Genomic DNA, 19,166 nt, shown 5'->3' with positions numbered 1-19,166 from the left:
TCCCTCATTTTTACTCTCACTAAATAACTCATCTAGACTCAGACAAACATGCAATCATAGGAGTGGATCCATTGAAATATTATTTAGGCGTAGATGCTGGCGGAAGCAAGACGTATGCGCTGATCGCTGATGAACATGGAAGGATCATTGGAAAAGGGCATAGCGGGAACGGCAATCATCAAATCGATTATGAGGAAGCTAAATATAGTCTCAGGGAGTCCGTGGAGATGGCACTCGGTCAAGCGGGCCTTAGTCGAAACGACATTACCTTTGCTTATTTTGGGTTAGCTGGTGCCGATCGCGAAGCAGATTATCAAATATTGAGACCGATGCTCGCAGAAATGGAATTTCCGAAATATGATCTGAACTGCGATACGGTGATTGCTCTTCGGGCCGGAACAGATCGTCCGTATGGAATTGTGTTGATCTGCGGAACGGGCACGAATAGTGCGGGGATTAGTCCCCGGGAACAATTTTATCAATGCGGTGGTTTTTCTTATATGTTCGGGGATTTCGGCGGCGGCGCAACGTTATGTGTCGAGGCCTTTCGGGCGGTTATTCGGGCTTGGGACGGACGTGAGCAGCCGACACGGTTAACGGAACTGCTTCTAGAGCATCTGGGATATAACGATGTATCGACCATGTTTAATGATTATTTGGATCATGACAAGTATCCTCCGCTTAGCACCGTGAAATTGATTTTTCAGGCTGCAGCCGAAGGAGATGAAGTGGCCACCCATATACTGCGAGTACAAGGGGAGGAGCTAGGCAAGTCGGCACAGGCTGTCATCCGACGTTTGGGTATGGAGAATGACAAGTTTGATGTCGTGCTGGCAGGAAGCGTTATTACCCGAGGTGAAGCGCGGTTTATTCATCCCTATATTGAGCAAGCGGTTAAGGGATGCGCCCCTCATGCTTCTCTTGTGAAGCTTCAAGTGGAACCTGTCGTGGGAGCGTTATGGTTGGCTTTTGAAGCTGAGGGGGGCTCTCTTCCTGAGGAAGTATATGAGCAGCTTCGGACGGTATCGGATTACAATCTGGTGTAATGGGTTCAAAAATACAATGATCATAATTCATTAGTTGAAGGGAAGATGAATCAGCATGGAACGACGTAAAGGTTTGAAAATCGCAGTCATCGGTGGGGGCTCTTCATACACTCCGGAAATTGTAGAAGGTTTTATTCAGAGATATGAACAATTGCCAGTTAGAGAACTATGGCTGGTTGATATTGAGCAAGGCAGACATAAACTTGAAATTGTCGGAGAACTAGCTAAACGTATGGTGGCTAAATCGGGCCTTCCGATTCAAGTTTTCCTGACTTTGGATCGCCGTGAAGCTATCGCTGGAGCTGATTTTATTACAACGCAAATGAGAGTGGGGCTGCTGGAGGCGCGGAAATGGGATGAGCATATTCCGAACCAGCATGGGGTGATCGGTCAAGAAACGACGGGACCAGGGGGAATGATGAAGGCCCTGCGGACCATCCCTGTCTTACTGGATATTTGCAAGGATATCGAGGAGTTAAGTCCTGACGCCTGGCTGTTGAATTTTACAAATCCAGCGGGGATGGTTACCGAGGCGATTAACCGGCATACGAATGTAAAAAGTATCGGACTTTGCAATGCGCCCATTGGTCTCCAGAAGAGATTAAGCGAACAGTACAATACGCCGATCGATCACATCTATACGGAGTTTGTAGGATTGAATCACCTGCACTGGGTAACTCGGATCGAGGTGGATGGTGAGGATAAGCTTCAGGAAATGCTAGATCATCGTGAGGATTATTCCGCCAAGAATGTTCCCCCATCTGAATGGGATCCTGAATTCCTGAGTGGATTAGGCGGATATCCCTCTTATTATTTGAAATATTTCTACATGACGGACGTTATGCTTGAGGAGCAAATAGAATCATTGAACGCCAATGGTACTCGTGCCGATGTCGTGAAGAGAGTCGAAGATGAATTATTTGAACTTTACAAGGACCCCAATTTGCAAGATAAGCCGAAGCAACTGGAACAACGTGGGGGTGCGTATTATTCTGAAGCAGCTGTGAATCTGATGGAATCGCTATGTAATGATAAGCGCGATGTTCAGACTTTGAATGTCTCGAACGGGAATATTCTCGATTTCCTTCCGGCTGATGCCAGCATTGAGGTGAACTGTCTCGTGACGAGTAATGGTCCCATTCCAGTGTCGGTCACATGTGTACCTGAGCAAACGAAAGGTCTTATCCAAGCGGTTAAAACCTATGAGAGACTCACGATTGAAGCCGCAATAACTGGTGACAGATCCATCGCACTACAAGCGATGGCAAGCCATCCGTTAGTTCCATCCGTCAAGGTAGCCAAGATATTGCTGGACGAGATGCTGGAATGTAACAGGCAATATTTACCAGCATTTTTTAAATAAATTTGGAGCAGAGTAAGTAGGGAATCAACCCAAAAGAGATCAGCCTTGGCTGGTCTCTTTTGGGTTGATCATTTGATACTTGATTGTGCATTTGAACAATGAATTTCGTCCGTTAATCAATATAAAAATAAGCTGTAAAGCCCTATAATGAAAGCGTATCCAATAGATAGAGACAGAAAAATTCAACTTAGGAGGAACAAAAGATACGGGTGGGGTGAGAGAATGATGGAGAAGACATTTGTGTTGGCGCCGGATTCATTCAAAGAGAGTATGACGGCCAAGGAAGTATGTATGGCGATGGAGAGAGGGCTGCGAAAGGTGTATCCGCGGGCGAATTATATCCACGTGCCGATGGCGGATGGCGGCGAAGGCACGGTGCAGTCGCTCGTTGATGCGAGTGGCGGACGGATTTACGAGAAGGAAGTTACCGGCCCGTTGGGGCAGCGAGTTATGGCGAAATTCGGGATGCTTGGCGATGGTGTAACCGCGGCTATTGAAATGGCCTCGGCAAGCGGGATACATCTGGTGAGCAAGGAGACGAAGAATCCGCTGATCACGACGACCTACGGGACGGGAGAGCTGATTGCCGAGTGTCTTGATCGCGGGGTGCAGCGGATCATTATCGGCATCGGCGGAAGCGCCACGAATGATGGTGGCGCGGGGATGGCCGCAGCGCTCGGCGCGAGATTCCTCGACTCGGAGGGGAAGGAGATTCCGCGCGGCGGCGGCGGGCTGGACCAGCTGGCTTCGATCGATGTATCCGGATTGGATCCGCGATTACAGGAGGTAAACCTGATCGTAGCCAGCGATGTCACGAATCCGCTATGCGGCGAGCATGGCGCATCGCGGGTGTTCGGCCCGCAGAAGGGGGCCACGCCGGACATGGTGCAGCAGCTGGATCATAACCTGGCTCATTATGCCGAGGTTGTCAAGCGGCAGCTGGGCAAGGACGTGCGTGATTATCCCGGCGCAGGCGCAGCCGGGGGGCTTGGAGCGGGCCTGCTCATTTTCACCAGAGCTACGCTTAAGAAGGGCATTGAAATCGTGATAGAGCATACCGATTTGAAGAATAAGCTGGCCCAGGCCGACTATGTACTGACTGGCGAAGGCGGCATCGACTTCCAGACGAAGTTCGGTAAGACGCCTTATGGGGTGGCCCAGGCGGCCAAGGAGCAAGGCAAGAAGGTGATCGCCGTGGCTGGTTATCTCGGCGAGGGCATCGATACTCTCTATGATGAAGGGATCGACGCGGTATTCGGCATAGTGCCGGGAGCTGCTAATTTGGAGAAGGTACTGGCCGAAGGTGCGCAGAATGTGGAACGTACCTGCGAGAATATCGCCAGACTGATCGCTCTAAGTGGTCAGGACTCTCCGCTAATCTAGCGGTCAAAAATGTCCGTTAGAGCAATGACACAACCACTACGCGGCTCTAACGGACACTTTTGACCCTTAGAAGCACAAAACGCCATTTTTCGCGACAATTGCCCTTGTAATGGACAATATTGTCCGTTACAAGGGCAGAAGTGCCACAGAATCAACGCTAACGGACATTGATGTCCGTGTCCGAGTGATCCGGCCAGAATAGGGGGCTGTTCACATCTTTGGGCACGCATGAGAGGCGTCTTTCAAGTCGGAAGATCGACTTTAGACCGCCCCTCTGCACTTTTTCACTCTAGCTGTATAAAGCCAGCAGGCTATGCATCAGTTCGAACAGCTCAAGTAGGTTCCTCGGGTCCTTGCCGGTGATCGCTTTGATCCGTTTCAGCCGATATTGCAGGGTGTTGCGATGAATATTCAATCGCTCGGACGTATTGGAGATGCTGCCATCCTGATTGATGAAGACCCGCAGTGTATCCAAGAGATCGGCGGTGTCCTCCAGCTTGCTGACGATATTTCCATTCTCATGCAATCGAGCGTCGCTTAGCTTGACGAGAAACTCCACTTCGTCATAGTGAATGATCTGTTGGGGCAGCTCAAGCGCTTGCATTACATTCATCGTGCTCTTGGCCTGAACGTAGCTGGTAGCTATATTAGCTTCATGATTCCCGGCGGCGATCAGAATATCCGGCTGACCAGCAAGCAGTCGCTCAATGAAATTACCTACACTGCCCTTATCCTGAATGACCAGCATCCGGGTATTCTCTTCAATCATGAACGAGGGGGCGAGAAGCCATAGCTTGGAATATTCCTTGCCTAATTTGCAATTTCGAACGAGCAGTACGGTAGATTTAAGCAGCAGATCGATTTTATATTGCAGAGCTTCTTTCTGTAGCCTTTGGGAATAAGCGCCAGCATGACTGAGCAAGCTTTCCAGGAAGGCTTTTTTGCGGTTCGCTTCATCCTCCAGACTCTTCAGGGCGATTCCTTGCTCGATCAGGAGAGAGACCGTCGTCTTCACGATGCGGCAGAACGGGCTGACCTCCTCTGGATTTCCGCTGATACCGATGACCCCGACCCGTTTATGGTTAATGACGATCGGTTCGTTAGTACCCTGCTTCTCATAGCGGCCATCCTTCCAGATTTTCACCATTTTTCCGCTCGCCAGCGCTTGGACAGCTCCCTGATGAACGGTCCCGACCCTCGACGGATTTCCGCTGCCGATAATGATGCCTTCGTGATTCATAATATTGATGTTGTAAGGGATATCCTCCATCATTTGATCGACAATCTTCTGGGCTTGCTCACGCGAAAGTTGAAACAATGTGGCTCCTCCTCTATCTGCTGGAATACTTCGGGTGATATACATAATTTGGATAATGAATTGTGCAAATGAACTAAACTATGGTTCAAATCATAGCATAACTTGCGGAATCCGCATACGTGTATATATCCGCTTGTCACTCTCCAAAGGTAAATACCTGCCCCTGGAATTATAACGAAACTAGGTATCGCTATTTTCGCCAAAAGGGGCGATTTTAAAATGTAACGAAACTGGGTATCGCTATTGCCGCAGAAAAGGGGCAAAACGGTGGATTTTTACTCCAATAGCGATAAGGTGTTTCATTAGATTTGAAAAGTTGCTGATTTTGCCGAAATAACGATATGGCGTTTCGTTAGAGCTTCGAGAGACTTGTACTACCGAACGGAAAATAACAATTAATGGAAAATAATGCGCTACAGCCGAACCATCCGTTATGATAAAGGTAGGTCATAAAGCGATAAAATGGGGGGATACGTATGAACATATTAATTATAGAGGACGATCCCAGCATTCAGATGCTGTTGAAATTGAGCTTGAAGGTTGAGGGGTATCACCCGAGAGTTGCCGGGACTGTCGCGGCAGGCTTGAAGGAGCTAGAGGCTGGCGACATCGATTTGATCCTGCTCGATCTTATGCTGCCGGACTGCTCTGGCTTTGAGCTGCTTCAAATACTGCAGCAGAGATATAGAACTGTGCCAGTGATCGTACTTACGGCCAAAAATGAAATGAATGACAAAATATTAGGCTTCCAGCTCGGGGCAGATGATTACTTGACGAAGCCGTTCGAAACCCGGGAGCTGATTGAACGAATCAAGGCTGTCATGCGGCGAATGCAGAAAACGGTTACATCGTCCGAGATGATTCAACTCGGGGTGATCGAGATCGATAAGGATGAACGCTCCTGCATGATCGCGGGCCAGCCGCTCAGGATGACCAGCAAGGAATTCGATTTCATGTGGCTGCTGTGCAGCAATCCCAAGAAGGTATTTACCCGCGAGGAACTGCTCGACCAGGTCTGGGGCTATGAATATTATGGCCATACGCGCTCCGTCGATATGATGGTGAAGCGGCTACGAGAGAAGCTGAAGCCTCATGAGTATTTGGTAGCTACCGTGCATGGTACAGGCTATAAACTGGAGGTTTAACGGTATGGGGCTGCGTAATAAAATGTTCATCCAGCACGCGGTTACGATCGTGATGCTGTTGACGGCGATGTATTTCATCGTCACCTATACGCTCAATAAGAGCATGATCGAGAGCGATACACAGACCTTGAACCAGTATTCTGCACTCCATCGGATCGAGGCCTTGAAGATTGTGAATGATCAGAAGATCGATATCGAGCAATTATTTTCCGGCAAATATGCCCCTTTCATCGCGTCCCACCTGGCCTCGAGCATTAACTTTCAGGTGCAGCTGTTCGCGCCGGATGAGACGATCGTCGGCAGCAGCAGTGATAAGGAGAATTTGCTGAAACGGGATGATATTAAGGCGGCTCTGGCCGGAGAGACGGCTACAGTGATGGCCGAGGGGGACGGCACCCGATATTTAATATATTCCGTACCTTTCTGGTATGAGGGGAAAATCGTAGACGGATTCCGCTATTTGTTGGATCTGCATGAGAATATCGCCACCATGAATCAGATGCGTATCTGGTTCATCGGAGCGGCGCTGGGCTGTCTCGCGCTATCGCTGTTAGCCAGCTACTCCTTCTCCTCCTTCTTGATGCGGCCACTGCATGCCTTGCAGCAAGCACTCAAGCTAGTATCTGTCGGTGATTTCAGCCGGAGGATTGAAGTGAACACGCAGGATGAAGTCGGCGAGTTAGCCAGAGATTTCAACCATATGTCAGATGCACTGCGGCATCATATCGATATGCTTCACTATGAACGGGGCAAGCAGAAAGCTTTTTACGATAACATCACCCATGAGTTAAAAACACCCCTCACCTCCATTATCGGATTCTCCGATCTTATAGCCCGAATGGAGCGGATCGAGGATATTCAGGACTGTAACTTCTACATTCGCAAGGAGAGTACCCGGTTGCTGAACATGGTCGAGGAGCTGCTGCAGACCTCGTTGAAAGGCGAGGAAGCCTGGCATATCTTGGTGGAGCAGGCCGAGCTGGGCGACATTATATCGGATACGCTACATGTCTTGCAACCAACGCTCAAGAAGTCGAATATATCGACCTCGGTGAAAATATCACCCTGTATCGTCTACCTGGACCCGAAGCGGGCGCAGCAGGTGTTGTTCAATGTCATCGATAATGCGACTAAGCATAGCGAATGCACGCTGCTTCATATTGAGCTTGCCCAGCAGGAGCGCTGCGGTATCGTCCGCATTGTGGACAACGGCAAGGGGATTCCTGAGCAGGAGCGGTTATTCCTGCCTGCGGATGAGAAGCAGGATCGCGTCATCTCGGAGGATTCGCATGGTCTGGGGCTGCCGATCTGCAAACAGTTCATGGAGCTGCAGGGGGGAAGCATCATCATAGCCAGCGAAGCGGGGCAGGGGACGGAGGTCAGATTGGAGTTTTCGATGAATCCGCCGAATGTAAGCGCTGTTACAAAACTGATACAAATCTAAAATTTTTTTGATATATATGGAGGGTAAAGTTAATGCCAGAGGATAAGAAAGGGCTTTCATGGTTTCGCCTCATCCTGTTGCAAGTCATCGTAGGATGCTTGTTCATCGGCATCTGCGCGTACTCCTTCCGGGTACCTGTTGATGTGGTGCAGATTGTGCCACAGCAGCAGGATCGGCTTGAGCGTATATCGGGGGTACCGATGCGTGTCGATATTACCTATCCGGGGCTCGGCACGATCTCCATTGAGGATCCGAAGGAATTGCTGAAATTGAAATCCTCCTTCTCCGGCCTGCTGTCCGCCGGCAAGCTGCGCGAGCAGAAACAGACCCCACGGCTGCTGTTGACGGGAAGGATGACCTATCTGGATCAGGAGGATACCCCATTTCAGGTGGAGACAAGTGCATTCCAGTTTGGCGAAGAGACGGTTAATTCCTTGGATGTCAGCGCGGGAATCCGCAAGCTGCAGAGCACTCTCATTGATAAAATCCTGTCGGCCGCGATGATCAGTTCTGCGGTAGAGAACGGGGGGAATGAGGTGTTCACGCTGGAAGCGGGTGAGCTGACGGTACTGTCACAAGCCGAGAGGGAGGAGCTTGCAGCGCAGATTACGGCGGCTACGCGAATTATCGATTTCAGCCATTTTACCGATCTGCAGCAGCCACCGGATGCACATTTTGTCATTCAGCTGGAAGGCGGCGAGCAGGCGAAGAAGCACTGGATTCATCTGGATCGGTATAACAGTGCTTATATCGTGGTGTATGACCTGCTGGATGAGACGAACCAAAGAGCCTATTTCAAGTTAAACGATGCCTCATATTGAAACATGAAGGGATGGTTAACTTCAATGGCGAGAAATAGAAGAAATAGCGGCTCGGTCATCATTTTATCAGTCGTTGTGATCGTATTAGTAGCGGGGTTCTTTATGTACAAATCTGGAGTGTTCGGCGGAAAAGAAAAACAGAAAATTACCGTCTACTCTATCTTCCAGGAGGAAGAAGCGCGTAAAATTCTGGACAAATTCAAGGCGGAAACCGGTATAGACTATGATATTCTCCGCTTGCCTAGCGGCGAGGCTGTATCCCGGATTCAGAATGAAGCGGGAAATCCGCAAGCTGACTTCCTGATGGGCGGCCCGGCTGACTCCCACCAGGTATTGAAGGAAGCAGGTACACTTGAGGCCTATGTGTCCCCGAATGCGGCGGACATTGCTGACAATGTGAAGGATAAAGAGGGCTATTGGACTGGATTCTATCTGAATCCTGTAGCTATCGGCATTAACGAGGATCGTTGGAAAGAAAAATATGGCGACGCACCTTATCCTGAGTCCTTCAAAGACCTGACTGATCCGAAATTCAAAGGTGAAATCGGTATGTCTGACCCGGCGACATCAGGTACGGCTTATACGGCGGTAGCTTCCCTCGCTCAAGTATGGGGCGAAGATGAAATGCTGAACTATATGAAAGAATTGCTGCCTAATCTGAAAGAGAGACCGAAATCCGGTATTGAACCGATTCAAAAGGCGGCAAAAGGGGAGTACACGATCGGGGTAACCTTCCTCGGCGACCAATTGAAGATCAAATATCAAGGGAATCCGATTGTAAGTATTGTACCTGAGGCTGCTGGCTATGAAGTGGGCGCTTTGTCTATCGTCAAGAATGGCCCGAATACGGAAGCTGCGAAGAAGCTGATGGATTACATGCTTACGAACGAGCCAGGCCAGATTTATACCCAGTCCGCTTATGCTGTATCTGTGAAAGATTCGGTGCCGATTCCAGAAGGCGGGATTGACATCAAATCGACGAATTACAACTCAGCCTATGATTTGCTGAAGGCTGCTGCGCAGCGCAAGGAATTGCAAAGCGCGTTGAAGGATTTGAAATAAGAGAGCCATCTAGATGGAGAGGGGCATGGTCTACCGGATCGATCGGTTAGCAAGTGCCCCTAATAGACAGTAGAAAGGTGGGAGTCGCCCCCTATGATGAAAGAAAAAACAGGCATTGGGGAGTCGATCAAGAGGCTCTTCAAGGATCCGTCAACGCTTGTGCTCGTATTGACCAGCTTTATTTTCCTTGTCTTGTTCGTCATTTATCCGTTGATCGTGGTCGTATTTTCATCCGGCTTCGATAATTGGTGGACGTTCTTTAGTAAGCCGCGCTACGGCAGAGCTTTATTAAATACAGTGGTCAGTTCCTCGCTCTCGGCATTTACGGCGACGGCGGTCGGTTTTATTTACGCTTATGCGATACATTACAGCAATATTAGAGGGAAGAAATTCTTCCGATTCATCGCCTTTATGCCACTGCTGGCCCCTTCGGTTATGAGTGGTCTGGCGTTTCTGCTCCTGTTTGGCCGTGGCGGGATGATCTCGCAATGGCTGAATACGAACTTCCATTTTGAGCTCGACTTGTATGGATTGCCGGGGCTGTGGATCGTTCAGACGATCTCTTATTTTCCGCTGGCCTATATGACAATCACCGGTGTGCTGCGTTCGATTTCACCGAATCTGGAGATTGCAGCGCAGAATCTCGGGGCGCGGGGCTTCAAGCTGTTCCGTACGATTACGCTCAAGCTTGCTTTTCCCGGTGTGCTCAATGCTTTCCTGTTAGTCGCGATTAATTGCTTCGCCGATTTCGGGAATCCGAAGCTGATTGGCGGTAATTACTCGCTGCTCGCAGTGGAAATCTACGGGGAAATTATTAACAATGAGCCAGGACTTGCGTCCGTCATGGGGATCATCCTCGTTATTCCAGCACTGCTCGTGTTCTGGATGCAGAATAAGCTGCTATCCAAAGGTTCATATTCGACGATTACAGGGAAGCCGGTATCCGGTCTGAAGCGCATTACTACATCTAAGAAAATGGATGCCCTGCTATTTACGTTCAACAGCCTGATCTCATTATTCATCATTTTGATGTTTGGCGTGACTATTCTGTTTGCCTTCACGAAGAATTTCGGCCGCAATAACAGCTTTACGCTGGATCATATCCGGCAGGTCGTATTCAGCTCATCCAGCCCGGCGGTCATGAACAGCTTGGTTCTGTCGTTGATCAGTGCTATTCTGGCGGTTGCTTTTGCGCTGGTACTTGCTTATATCGTGATCCGCAAGCCTTTTCCGGGCAAGAAGCTGCTTGACTTCAGTGCCGTGCTGCCGATTGCTCTTCCAGGTACCTTCGTCGGTCTGGCTCTGATCGTGGCGTTCAGCAAGGGGCCGATTGTGCTGCAAGGGACGGCGGCGCTGATTATCATCGCCATGCTGCTGAAGCAGATGCCTGTCGGTTACCGCGGTTTGACCGCAGCCTTCAAGCAGGTCGATAAATCGATTGAGGAAGCTGCGACGAATCTCGGCGCGAACAGCCGCAAGACGTTGACGACGATCGTATTCCCGATGCTGCAGAAGACGGTTGTAGCGAATTTCGTCTATGCGTTCATGAAAAATATGAATACGTTGAGTACGATTATTTTCCTGATCACCCCGAAATGGGTCGTTGCTTCTGTCTCGATCTTCAACTATGCGGAGACGGGCACCTATTATTGGGCCGCTGCGGTAGCGGTCGGTCTGATGGGCGCAACGCTGGGTACGCTGGGGGTTATCAAGCTAATCTTCCGCTCCAAAGTAAAGATATTCGATTTTTAAGAGGGAACATTTACTTTAGCGATAAAAGAAAGGAGTGGACATGATGGAAACCAATATTCTGCTCGATTTGAAAGATGTTAATAAGGTGTTCGGCAATAACCATGTCCTGAAAAATATAAACCTGCAAATTGAACGGGGCAAATTCATTACCTTCCTTGGCCCGAGCGGCTGCGGCAAGACGACGCTGCTGCGCTCGATCGCAGGCTTCTATACCGTGGATCAGGGTGAGGTGTGGATCGACGGAGAGATGGTGAATGATCTGCCTCCATATAAACGCGGCACCCCGATGGTGTTCCAGGAATATGCGCTATTCCCTCATATGACCGTCTTCGATAATATCGCCTACGGGCTGGATATTATGAAGCGGCCTGAAGGAGAGATCCAGCAGCGGGTCGAGGCGGCGATGGCTCAGGTCAAGCTAACCGGACTGGAAGATCGGTATCCGCATCAAATGTCCGGCGGTCAGCAGCAACGGGTCGCCATGGCCCGGGCTCTGGTTATGAACTCGCTGATCATCCTGCTCGATGAGCCGCTCAGTAATCTCGATGCCAAGCTGCGTGAAGAGGTGCGGGTTGAGCTTAGAGCGATTCAGCAGGAGCTGGGACTGACCGTCATTTATGTGACACATGATCAGCTTGAGGCGCTGTCGATGTCGGATCAGATTGTGGTGTTTAATAAAGGAGCCATCGATCAGTATGGTACGCCGCATGAAATTTATTATGAGCCGAAGACGCAGTATGTCGCCGACTTTATCGGAACCACGAATTTCGCCGATGCGAAGGTAGTAAAATACGAAAGCGGGATGGCGACGGTTCAATACGGGCAGGCTGGAGATACAGTGACGACCGAGACCAGTGAGAAGCTTGCCGTCGGTGAAGAGGTTCTGCTATGCGTTCGGCCGGAGTCGCTACGGATTGAACAGCCGGAGATTGGTGAATTCCATATGACCGGGCTCATCAAATCCTCGATGTTCTTAGGTGAGAAGCAGCGTTACTTCCTCGTCGATGAGATCGGCAAAGAGTGGATTGTCGATGCTTATGATATCGGTAAGAAAACTTTTGAAGGGGTCGTGCGGATAACTGCGGCTGCCGAGAAAATTCATATTATCAAGAAGACGGACTCATAATCGATCAGGATCAGACTCATGAGTTTAGAAGTCCAGAAAAAGGAAAACGATGGTTTTCCTTTTTTGGCGTGTTTTTATGTATTTCGGAAACATAGCCGTGCGGGGCTGGTTCAGACTTGTTTTAACAGGGGGAGTGGTTCATTTGAAGAAGAGGGGCGTTATGCTCGCATTGTTCGTACTTATCATCCTTGCCGTGGTCTGGTTCTATCCAGGGCAGTCCAGCAATCAGCCGCTGAAGATCTACGTGATCTTCCAGGAGGATGAATCGCGTATTCTGCTGGAGAAGTTCAAGAAGGAAACCGGGATACCCTATGAGGTGATTCGGATGTCCGGCGGTGAGGCTAGCTATCATCTGCTGTCGATGAACAAAACCGGGATAGATGTCGTGCTTGGCGGTCCGGCAGACCTGCATGAGCAATTGAAGAATAGCGGGAAACTGATCCGTTATGCGCCGAGACAGAGTGATCAGATTCCTGATAAATATAAGGATCGCAGCAGCTATTGGACCGGAATGTATATGGGCCCGCTGGCGATCGGCGTCAATGAGCAGGTGTGGCAGCAGGATCCGCAGCTTGCCTCCCTGCCATTGCCGGAACGATATGAGGATCTGCTGCGTCCCGAGCTGGCAGGCAAGATAGAGATTCCAGATCCAGAGACATCGGGAACGGGATATACACTGCTGGCTTCGATCGCACAGGAACGCGGTGAGGATCAGGCGATCAAGCTGGTGCAGTCGTTGAAGCAGCAGTGCGCCACGACGACGTTCTCGGGCATCAGCTCTGCGCAGAGACTGGCCCAGGGCGAGGTCGCTGCGGTTGTGAGCTTCATGGGCGATCAGCTCCGCTTCCGCAATTCCGGCTACGCCATCCATTCCGCCATTCCCCCGCAGGCTGGCTGGGAGGTCGGAGCCGTGTCCATCTTGAAGAACAGCGACAATAAGGCAGGGGCGAAGAAGCTGGTTTACTTCGTGCTGTCGCGGAGCGCCCAGACCGATTATATGAACTCGGCCTTCTCTTTTCCCGTGCTGCCGGATATTAAGGCTCACCCTTTGCTAGCCGCGGTTGACCTTGATCAACTGCTGCCGACGTACCGCTTCGACATCGCTGCCGAGCATCGTGAGCAACTGCTGGGCAAGTGGCGGGAGGCGGGCGAATAGCTTCTTGGGGCTTAATCCGTCGTGCAAGGCGAAGCTTGCTCTGGCAGACGCAAGACTTATCGCATGGCAACCTTCCTCTCTCATCTAGCGGTCAAAAATGTCCGTTAGAGCCTGAAAACAACAACTTCGCTCCTCTAACGGACACTTTTGACCCTTAGAAGCACAAAATGCCATTTTTCGCGACAATTTCCCTTGTAACGGACATTTATTCTGTTACAAGAACGAGGTGCCACAGAATCAACGCTAACGGACATTTATGTCCATTACAAGAACGAGGTGCCACAGAATTAACGCTAACGGACATTTATGTCCGTGTCTGCGTGATCCGCAGCCAGAACAGGGGGATGTTCACATTTTGGGGCACGTTTGGGCACGCAAAAGAGGTGTCTCCAAGTCGGAAGATCGACTTTTAATTACGGCCCCTTGCCATCGTCGGTGGAAGATGCTGCCCATATCCAAGCAAGGCAGGTGAGTGATGCGACTCATCCTGCCTTTTTGTCGTATGCTTAAGCCTAATTTATTATATAACAATAAAATTTTAATAAAACAGTATTGAACAGTTTGATTTACTGTTATATAATGACAACAACAAAATATTAATGTTATATAACAATAAAGAGGGGGTGCCCGGTATGGATTGTCCTGTATGCGGCGGCAATGGCGATTTGGAATGCTTGACCCCATTGGCTGAAAACCAGGAACAATACGATAGCCCGCTATGCGACGGCAAAAAAATTATCCCTTGCAGCCGTTGCTCCGGCAGCGGTTATCTGGAGCAGGAAGCATGAAACGAGTTTTAAATCGATAAAGGGAGGTTAGATGATGAGCGGTACAGGAAGAACGGAAAACGAGCAAATGAAGGAGCACTGGTCTGGAAGCCGTTATGAGGGGATTCAGCGTCCTTATTTACCGGATGACATGCTGAGACTAAGGGGATCATTGAAAATCGAATATACGCTGGCCCAGCGTGGTTCCGCTAAATTATGGGAGCTGCTTCATTCGGAAGATTATATCCACGCGCTGGGGGCCTTGACAGGCAATCAAGCCGTTCAGCAGGTCAAAGCGGGACTGAAGGCCATTTATCTTAGCGGATGGCAGGTAGCAGCGGACGCCAACTTGTCCGGACAGATGTATCCCGATCAGAGTCTCTATCCGGCGAACAGCGTTCCCCATGTGGTGAAGAGAATTAATCAGGCGCTGCAGCGAGCCGATCATATTCAGCATTCCGAGGGGAAAAATGACATCGATTTCTTCGCGCCCATCATCGCAGATGCCGAGGCAGGCTTCGGAGGGCCGCTAAATGTATTCGAGCTCGTCAAGTCCATGATCGAGGCGGGGGCGGCGGCCGTCCATCTGGAGGATCAGCTTGCCTCCGAGAAGAAATGCGGCCATATGGGTGGCAAGGTGCTGCTGCCAACGGGGCAGGCCATTCGCCATCTGATCGCTGCGAGGCTAGCGGCGGACGTGATGGGAGTGGATACAGTTCTGATAGCCCGAACGGATGCGAATGCGGCGCAGCTTCTCACCAGTGACATCGACGACAATGATCGGCCTTTCCTGACTGGAAAACGCTCGTCAGAGGGTTTCTATTATGTAAAGACGGGGCTTGATCAAGCGATTTCGCGGGGGTTGGCGTATGCCCCTTATGCCGACATGGTCTGGTGCGAGACAGCCGAACCGAATCTGGAGGAAGCAGAACGATTCGCACAAGCTATTCACGCCCGTTATCCCGGTAAATTGCTTGCGTATAACTGTTCGCCCTCCTTTAACTGGAAGCTAAAACTGGGCGACAAGGAGATTGCCAACTTCCAACAAAAGCTCGGCGCCATGGGTTATAAGTTCCAATTCGTCACTTTGGCCGGTTTCCACGCATTGAACCACAGTATGTTCAGTCTGGCGAAAGGGTACAAGGAGCGGGGGATGGAAGCATATGCCGAGCTGCAGCAAGCGGAATTCGCCAGCGAGGCGGAAGGATACGAGGCGGTCCGCCACCAACGGGAAGTGGGCACCAGTTATTTTGACGAAGTGACTCAGATTGTTGCCGGTGGTCTGTCCAGCACGACAGCGTTGACAGGGTCGACAGAGCAGGAGCAATTTTCCCGCTAATAATCATACGTAACATTTCAGCCATTTAAAAAAAGGGGGGTTCATCTATGAACCGTGTGAGCCAGTCAAACCGTGAATTGAAGGGGGATTTCAGTTCCGATGCGCATCGCACTATTTTAACGACTAAAGCACTGGACTTCGTGACAGCGTTGGAAAGGCGGTTCGGGAAACGGCGCAAGGAACTACTCCAAATGAGGGATGAACGACAGCAAAGACTGGACGCGGGCGAGTGGCCGGATTTCTTGGCAGAGACGGCACATGTCCGGGAAGGGAATTGGACGGTGGGTTCCATTCCGGCTGATTTGCAGGATCGCAGGGTGGAAATTACAGGCCCTTCCGGGGATCGAAAAATGGTTATCAATGCGCTAAATTCGGGTGCCAAAGTATTTATGGCGGATTTCGAAGACGCCAATTCACCAACCTGGTCCAATACGCTGGAAGGTCAGGTCAATCTGCGGGATGCGGTCAACCGCACGATTCAGTTCGTTAACGAAGCAGGCAAAACCTATGAATTGAATGATAATCCTGCTGTGCTCATCGTGCGGCCGCGGGGCTGGCATATGGAAGAGAAGCATCTGTTGATCGACGGGGAGCCGGTCTCAGCATCGCTATTCGATTTCGGCCTGTACTTTTTCCACAATGCGGAGGCGTTGATTCGGCAAGGCAGTGGTCCTTACTTCTATCTGCCGAAAATGGAAAGCCATCTTGAAGCAAGGTTGTGGAATGAGGTGTTCGCATTCGCGCAGGAGGAATTGGGGATTCCCTGCGGCACGATCAAAGCTACCGTCTTAATCGAGACGATCCTGGCTGCGTTCGAGATGGATGAGATTCTGTTCGAGCTACGTGATCACGCGGCTGGTTTGAACTGCGGGCGTTGGGATTATATCTTCAGTTATATCAAGAAACTTCGGAGCAAGCCGGATGTCATATTGCCCGACAGGGCCATCGTGACGATGGAGTCGCCATTTATGACGGCGTATTCGCTGCTGGCCATTCAGACCTGTCATCGGCGTCAAGCCTACTGCATTGGGGGGATGGCGGCCCAGATTCCGATTAAAAACAATCCGGCGGCTAATGAAGCGGCGCTGGAGAAGGTACGGAAGGATAAACTGCGGGAAGCGCAGAACGGTCATGACGGCACATGGGTAGCGCATCCCGGTCTCGTGCCGATCGCGATGGAGGTGTTTGATGCCCATATGCCGGGACCGAACCAGCTCGAGAAGCTGCCGGAGCGTGAAATCACGGCGGCAGATTTGCTGGAGGTTCCTCAGGGGTCCATTACCGAGGAAGGTGTGAGATTGAATGTGTCGGTCGGCATTCAATATTTGGCGGCCTGGCTTCAAGGTATGGGGGCGGTGCCGATTAATCACTTAATGGAGGATGTCGCGACCGCTGAAATTTCGAGAGCTCAGCTCTGGCAGTGGATTCATCATCCGCGCGGCGTGCTGGATGATGGGCGTCGGGTTACGATCAAGCTCTTCGATCGAATCTTTCAGGAAGAGCTGGAGAATCTCCGTCTTCACAGCGTTGAAGGGCAAGACTCCCGTTCCCGGTTCGCGCTGGCGGCCTCTTTGTTTCGCAATATGACGGTGGCCGATACGTTTGAGTCGTTTTTAACCGGGCCAGGTTATCTGCATTTATCCGAAAGCACTCATTTTTCCTAAGGAGGTTGAAGCAAATGGCGATGAACAAGGTCAACAACGCTGCAAAAGACGAGATGATGGAGGGTACTGCGTTTTATCCGCTGACTCCCGAGCTCTTGGATTCGAAATATGATTCGAGTAGTGAGGAAGTTCAGCAATCCTCCTTGCCACTGTCGCATTATTTCATTAACAATTATTATTTCTACCGCAATGATTGAGGAATAACTTGCGAGACATAATTCCAAGGGGACCCGTTCATCCGCGAACGGGTCCCTGGTCTATAGTTTCAATATTTTCCCCATGCTATATAATAGATATATTCCGCTATATAACAGAGGGGATAGCCTATGAATTCTAATGAAATGACAACAAAGCACGAACAAATCATTCAATACATCGAAGAGCTTGATATTGGGACACGCATTTCTGTGCGCAAAATCGCACAGGCCTTAAACGTAAGCGAGGGAACAGCTTACCGCGCCATCAAGGAAGCGGAAGGCCGGGGCATTGTTAATACCAGAGGGCGGTTGGGGACCGTACGAATCGAGAAGAAGGAACCGCAGCATATCGACAAACTGACCTTTGAAGAAATACGAAGCCTGGTGGACGGAGAAGTGCTGGGCGGTCATAAGGGTCTTGACAAGACGCTGAACAAGTTCGTGATCGGGGCCATGCAGCTCGAAGCGATGATCCGCTACATTGAACCGGGCAATTTGCTGATTGTCGGGAACCGGAACAAAGCCCATCACAGCGCCCTGACCTTGGGTGCAGCGGTGCTGATCACGGGAGGCTTCGATACTCCGGCAGAGGTTCGCGAGCTGGCGGACGAGCTTGCGCTTCCGGTCATCAGCTGCCAATACGACACTTATACAGTGGCGGCGCTCCTGAACCGTGCTTTATCCGAACGGATGATCAAGAAGCAGATTATCTTGGTTGGAGATATCATTCGGCAGGACATGCCGCTTACCTCGATTCACGAGTCCAGTACGGTTGGGCATTTGAAACAGCTGATTGAGGAGACCAATCACAACCGCTTTCCCGTGGTGGATGATGCGAACAAGCCGGTCGGCATGATTATCGCCAAAGATATTATCGGCGCTTCTGACGATGATTCGATCAAGCACTTAATGAGCTCCAATCCGATTACGGTCATGCCTCATACTTCAATTGCTACGGCGGGACATATGATGGTATGGGAAGGTATTGAGCTAATTCCGGTCGTCGACGGGAAGGAAAAACTGATCGGTGTGATTAGCCGCAAGGATATATTAAAAGCGATGCAATCGGTTCACTCTCAGCCTCAGCAGGGAGAGACGCTAGAAGATCAGATCTGGTCGGCGTTCGAGGAGGTTCGGGACGACGATGGAAGGCTTTATTTCCGGGGACCTGTCCATACCTCGATGATCAATCAGATGGGATATATTTCCGAGGGCATTCTGGGGAGTATGATCACTCTTGCCGTGACCAGAACCATTAAGCAGCATAAGAAAAAGGACCTGCTTATTGACCACACCTCTGTTTATTATTTGACGCCGATCGAAATCGAGAATATCGTGGAAATGATCCCGACGGTTATCGAGCTAAGCCGCAGGTTCTGCAGAATCGAAGTGGAAATGTTCGTACAAGGGCATCGGGTCATAAAGGCCATGGTGACCGCCCGATTTTTGGATTAACTAAATAGATCTAGCTCGTTTTCTTTATCCCTAGCGTCTCCGATCAGGAGGCGCTTTTTCTATTTAGTCCTCCTAACGCATGGAATATTTCGCGTTTTGACTTAGTAAGTATGTAACATGTCGACATA

At 50.3% G+C, this 19,166-nt stretch carries 16 protein-coding genes; 15 read left to right on the top strand and 1 reads right to left on the bottom strand.

The genetic code is table 11. The annotated features are described in order from the left end of the window. The first annotated feature begins 71 nt into the window (after positions 1–71). The 3 genes from BFJ94_RS11605 to BFJ94_RS11595 all read left to right on the top strand — a co-directional run bounded on the left by BFJ94_RS11605 (position 72) and on the right by BFJ94_RS11595 (position 3,792). A complete protein-coding gene (locus BFJ94_RS11605; RefSeq protein ID WP_120462819.1) occupies positions 72–1,046 on the top strand; it encodes an N-acetylglucosamine kinase in 975 nt (324 codons plus the stop codon). A 55-nt stretch (positions 1,047–1,101) separates the two neighbouring features. Continuing rightward, positions 1,102–2,409 (top strand): 6-phospho-beta-glucosidase, encoded by a 1,308-nt coding sequence (locus BFJ94_RS11600; protein WP_120462818.1) that lies wholly within the window; start codon positions 1,102–1,104, stop codon positions 2,407–2,409. 222 nt (positions 2,410–2,631) lie between these two features. Next, positions 2,632–3,792, top strand: coding sequence for a glycerate kinase family protein (locus BFJ94_RS11595; RefSeq protein WP_120462817.1), 1,161 nt, complete (start codon positions 2,632–2,634; stop codon positions 3,790–3,792). A 289-nt stretch (positions 3,793–4,081) separates the two neighbouring features. Here BFJ94_RS11595 and BFJ94_RS11590 read toward each other — a convergent pair whose 3' ends face one another. Next, positions 4,082–5,110, bottom strand: coding sequence for a CdaR family transcriptional regulator (locus BFJ94_RS11590; protein ID WP_120462816.1), 1,029 nt, complete (start codon positions 5,108–5,110; stop codon positions 4,082–4,084). Positions 5,111–5,586: 476 nt separating this feature from the next. Between BFJ94_RS11590 and BFJ94_RS11585 the strand changes: the two genes are divergently transcribed. The 12 genes from BFJ94_RS11585 to BFJ94_RS11535 all read left to right on the top strand — a co-directional run bounded on the left by BFJ94_RS11585 (position 5,587) and on the right by BFJ94_RS11535 (position 19,038). Further along, a complete protein-coding gene (locus BFJ94_RS11585) occupies positions 5,587–6,255 on the top strand; it encodes a response regulator transcription factor (RefSeq protein WP_120462815.1) in 669 nt (222 codons plus the stop codon). 4 nt (positions 6,256–6,259) lie between these two features. Next, positions 6,260–7,699, top strand: a complete 1,440-nt coding sequence (locus tag BFJ94_RS11580; RefSeq protein ID WP_162944247.1) for a sensor histidine kinase — start codon at positions 6,260–6,262, stop codon at positions 7,697–7,699. Positions 7,700–7,731: 32 nt separating this feature from the next. Beyond that, positions 7,732–8,520, top strand: coding sequence for a DUF3919 family protein (locus BFJ94_RS11575; protein ID WP_120462813.1), 789 nt, complete (start codon positions 7,732–7,734; stop codon positions 8,518–8,520). 24 nt (positions 8,521–8,544) lie between these two features. After that, positions 8,545–9,582: an ABC transporter substrate-binding protein gene (locus BFJ94_RS11570; RefSeq protein ID WP_162944246.1), complete on the top strand. Its 1,038-nt coding sequence runs from the start codon at positions 8,545–8,547 to the stop codon at positions 9,580–9,582. Between the two features lie 93 nt (positions 9,583–9,675). After that, positions 9,676–11,334 (top strand): ABC transporter permease, encoded by a 1,659-nt coding sequence (locus tag BFJ94_RS11565; RefSeq protein ID WP_120462811.1) that lies wholly within the window; start codon positions 9,676–9,678, stop codon positions 11,332–11,334. Positions 11,335–11,374: 40 nt separating this feature from the next. Beyond that, positions 11,375–12,460: an ABC transporter ATP-binding protein gene (locus BFJ94_RS11560; RefSeq protein ID WP_120462810.1), complete on the top strand. Its 1,086-nt coding sequence runs from the start codon at positions 11,375–11,377 to the stop codon at positions 12,458–12,460. Positions 12,461–12,602: 142 nt separating this feature from the next. Beyond that, the gene (locus BFJ94_RS11555) at positions 12,603–13,616 is read left to right on the top strand and encodes an extracellular solute-binding protein (RefSeq protein ID WP_162944245.1); all 1,014 of its coding nucleotides are present in this window, start codon (positions 12,603–12,605) and stop codon (positions 13,614–13,616) included. Between the two features lie 632 nt (positions 13,617–14,248). After that, complete coding sequence (locus BFJ94_RS25390) at positions 14,249–14,404, top strand: hypothetical protein (RefSeq protein ID WP_162944244.1); 156 nt, start codon at positions 14,249–14,251, stop codon at positions 14,402–14,404. Positions 14,405–14,438: 34 nt separating this feature from the next. Then, a complete protein-coding gene (gene aceA / locus BFJ94_RS11550) occupies positions 14,439–15,722 on the top strand; it encodes an isocitrate lyase (protein ID WP_120462808.1) in 1,284 nt (427 codons plus the stop codon). A 47-nt stretch (positions 15,723–15,769) separates the two neighbouring features. Beyond that, positions 15,770–17,386 carry a malate synthase A gene (gene aceB, locus BFJ94_RS11545; RefSeq protein ID WP_120462807.1) on the top strand — a complete coding sequence of 539 codons (1,617 nt, stop codon included), beginning with the start codon at positions 15,770–15,772 and terminating at the stop codon, positions 17,384–17,386. A 14-nt stretch (positions 17,387–17,400) separates the two neighbouring features. Continuing rightward, positions 17,401–17,583, top strand: a complete 183-nt coding sequence (locus BFJ94_RS11540; RefSeq protein WP_120462806.1) for a hypothetical protein — start codon at positions 17,401–17,403, stop codon at positions 17,581–17,583. A 129-nt stretch (positions 17,584–17,712) separates the two neighbouring features. Then, positions 17,713–19,038 (top strand): DRTGG domain-containing protein, encoded by a 1,326-nt coding sequence (locus tag BFJ94_RS11535; protein WP_120462805.1) that lies wholly within the window; start codon positions 17,713–17,715, stop codon positions 19,036–19,038. Positions 19,039–19,166 lie beyond the last annotated feature (128 nt).

This window comes from Paenibacillus aceti, from assembly GCF_003614185.1.
GTDB lineage: Bacteria > Bacillota > Bacilli > Paenibacillales > Paenibacillaceae > Fontibacillus > Fontibacillus aceti.
The sequence above is the reverse complement of the archived record's forward strand: the minus strand, read 5'-3'. Positions and strand labels throughout refer to the sequence as shown.

What these genes read in the sequence shown, in the direction of transcription:
- BFJ94_RS11600 (WP_120462818.1), top strand. Translation starts at nt 1,102, where the DNA reads ATGGAACGACGTAAAGGTTTGAAAATCGCAGTCATCGGTGGGGGCTCT.
- BFJ94_RS11595 (WP_120462817.1), top strand. Translation starts at nt 2,632, where the DNA reads ATGATGGAGAAGACATTTGTGTTGGCGCCGGATTCATTCAAAGAGAGT.
- BFJ94_RS11585 (WP_120462815.1), top strand. Translation starts at nt 5,587, where the DNA reads ATGAACATATTAATTATAGAGGACGATCCCAGCATTCAGATGCTGTTG.
- BFJ94_RS11580 (WP_162944247.1), top strand. Translation starts at nt 6,260, where the DNA reads ATGGGGCTGCGTAATAAAATGTTCATCCAGCACGCGGTTACGATCGTG.
- BFJ94_RS11575 (WP_120462813.1), top strand. Translation starts at nt 7,732, where the DNA reads ATGCCAGAGGATAAGAAAGGGCTTTCATGGTTTCGCCTCATCCTGTTG.
- BFJ94_RS11570 (WP_162944246.1), top strand. Translation starts at nt 8,545, where the DNA reads ATGGCGAGAAATAGAAGAAATAGCGGCTCGGTCATCATTTTATCAGTC.
- BFJ94_RS11565 (WP_120462811.1), top strand. Translation starts at nt 9,676, where the DNA reads ATGATGAAAGAAAAAACAGGCATTGGGGAGTCGATCAAGAGGCTCTTC.
- BFJ94_RS11560 (WP_120462810.1), top strand. Translation starts at nt 11,375, where the DNA reads ATGATGGAAACCAATATTCTGCTCGATTTGAAAGATGTTAATAAGGTG.
- BFJ94_RS25390 (WP_162944244.1), top strand. Translation starts at nt 14,249, where the DNA reads ATGGATTGTCCTGTATGCGGCGGCAATGGCGATTTGGAATGCTTGACC.
- aceA (WP_120462808.1), top strand. Translation starts at nt 14,439, where the DNA reads ATGAGCGGTACAGGAAGAACGGAAAACGAGCAAATGAAGGAGCACTGG.
- aceB (WP_120462807.1), top strand. Translation starts at nt 15,770, where the DNA reads ATGAACCGTGTGAGCCAGTCAAACCGTGAATTGAAGGGGGATTTCAGT.
- BFJ94_RS11540 (WP_120462806.1), top strand. Translation starts at nt 17,401, where the DNA reads ATGGCGATGAACAAGGTCAACAACGCTGCAAAAGACGAGATGATGGAG.
- BFJ94_RS11535 (WP_120462805.1), top strand. Translation starts at nt 17,713, where the DNA reads ATGAATTCTAATGAAATGACAACAAAGCACGAACAAATCATTCAATAC.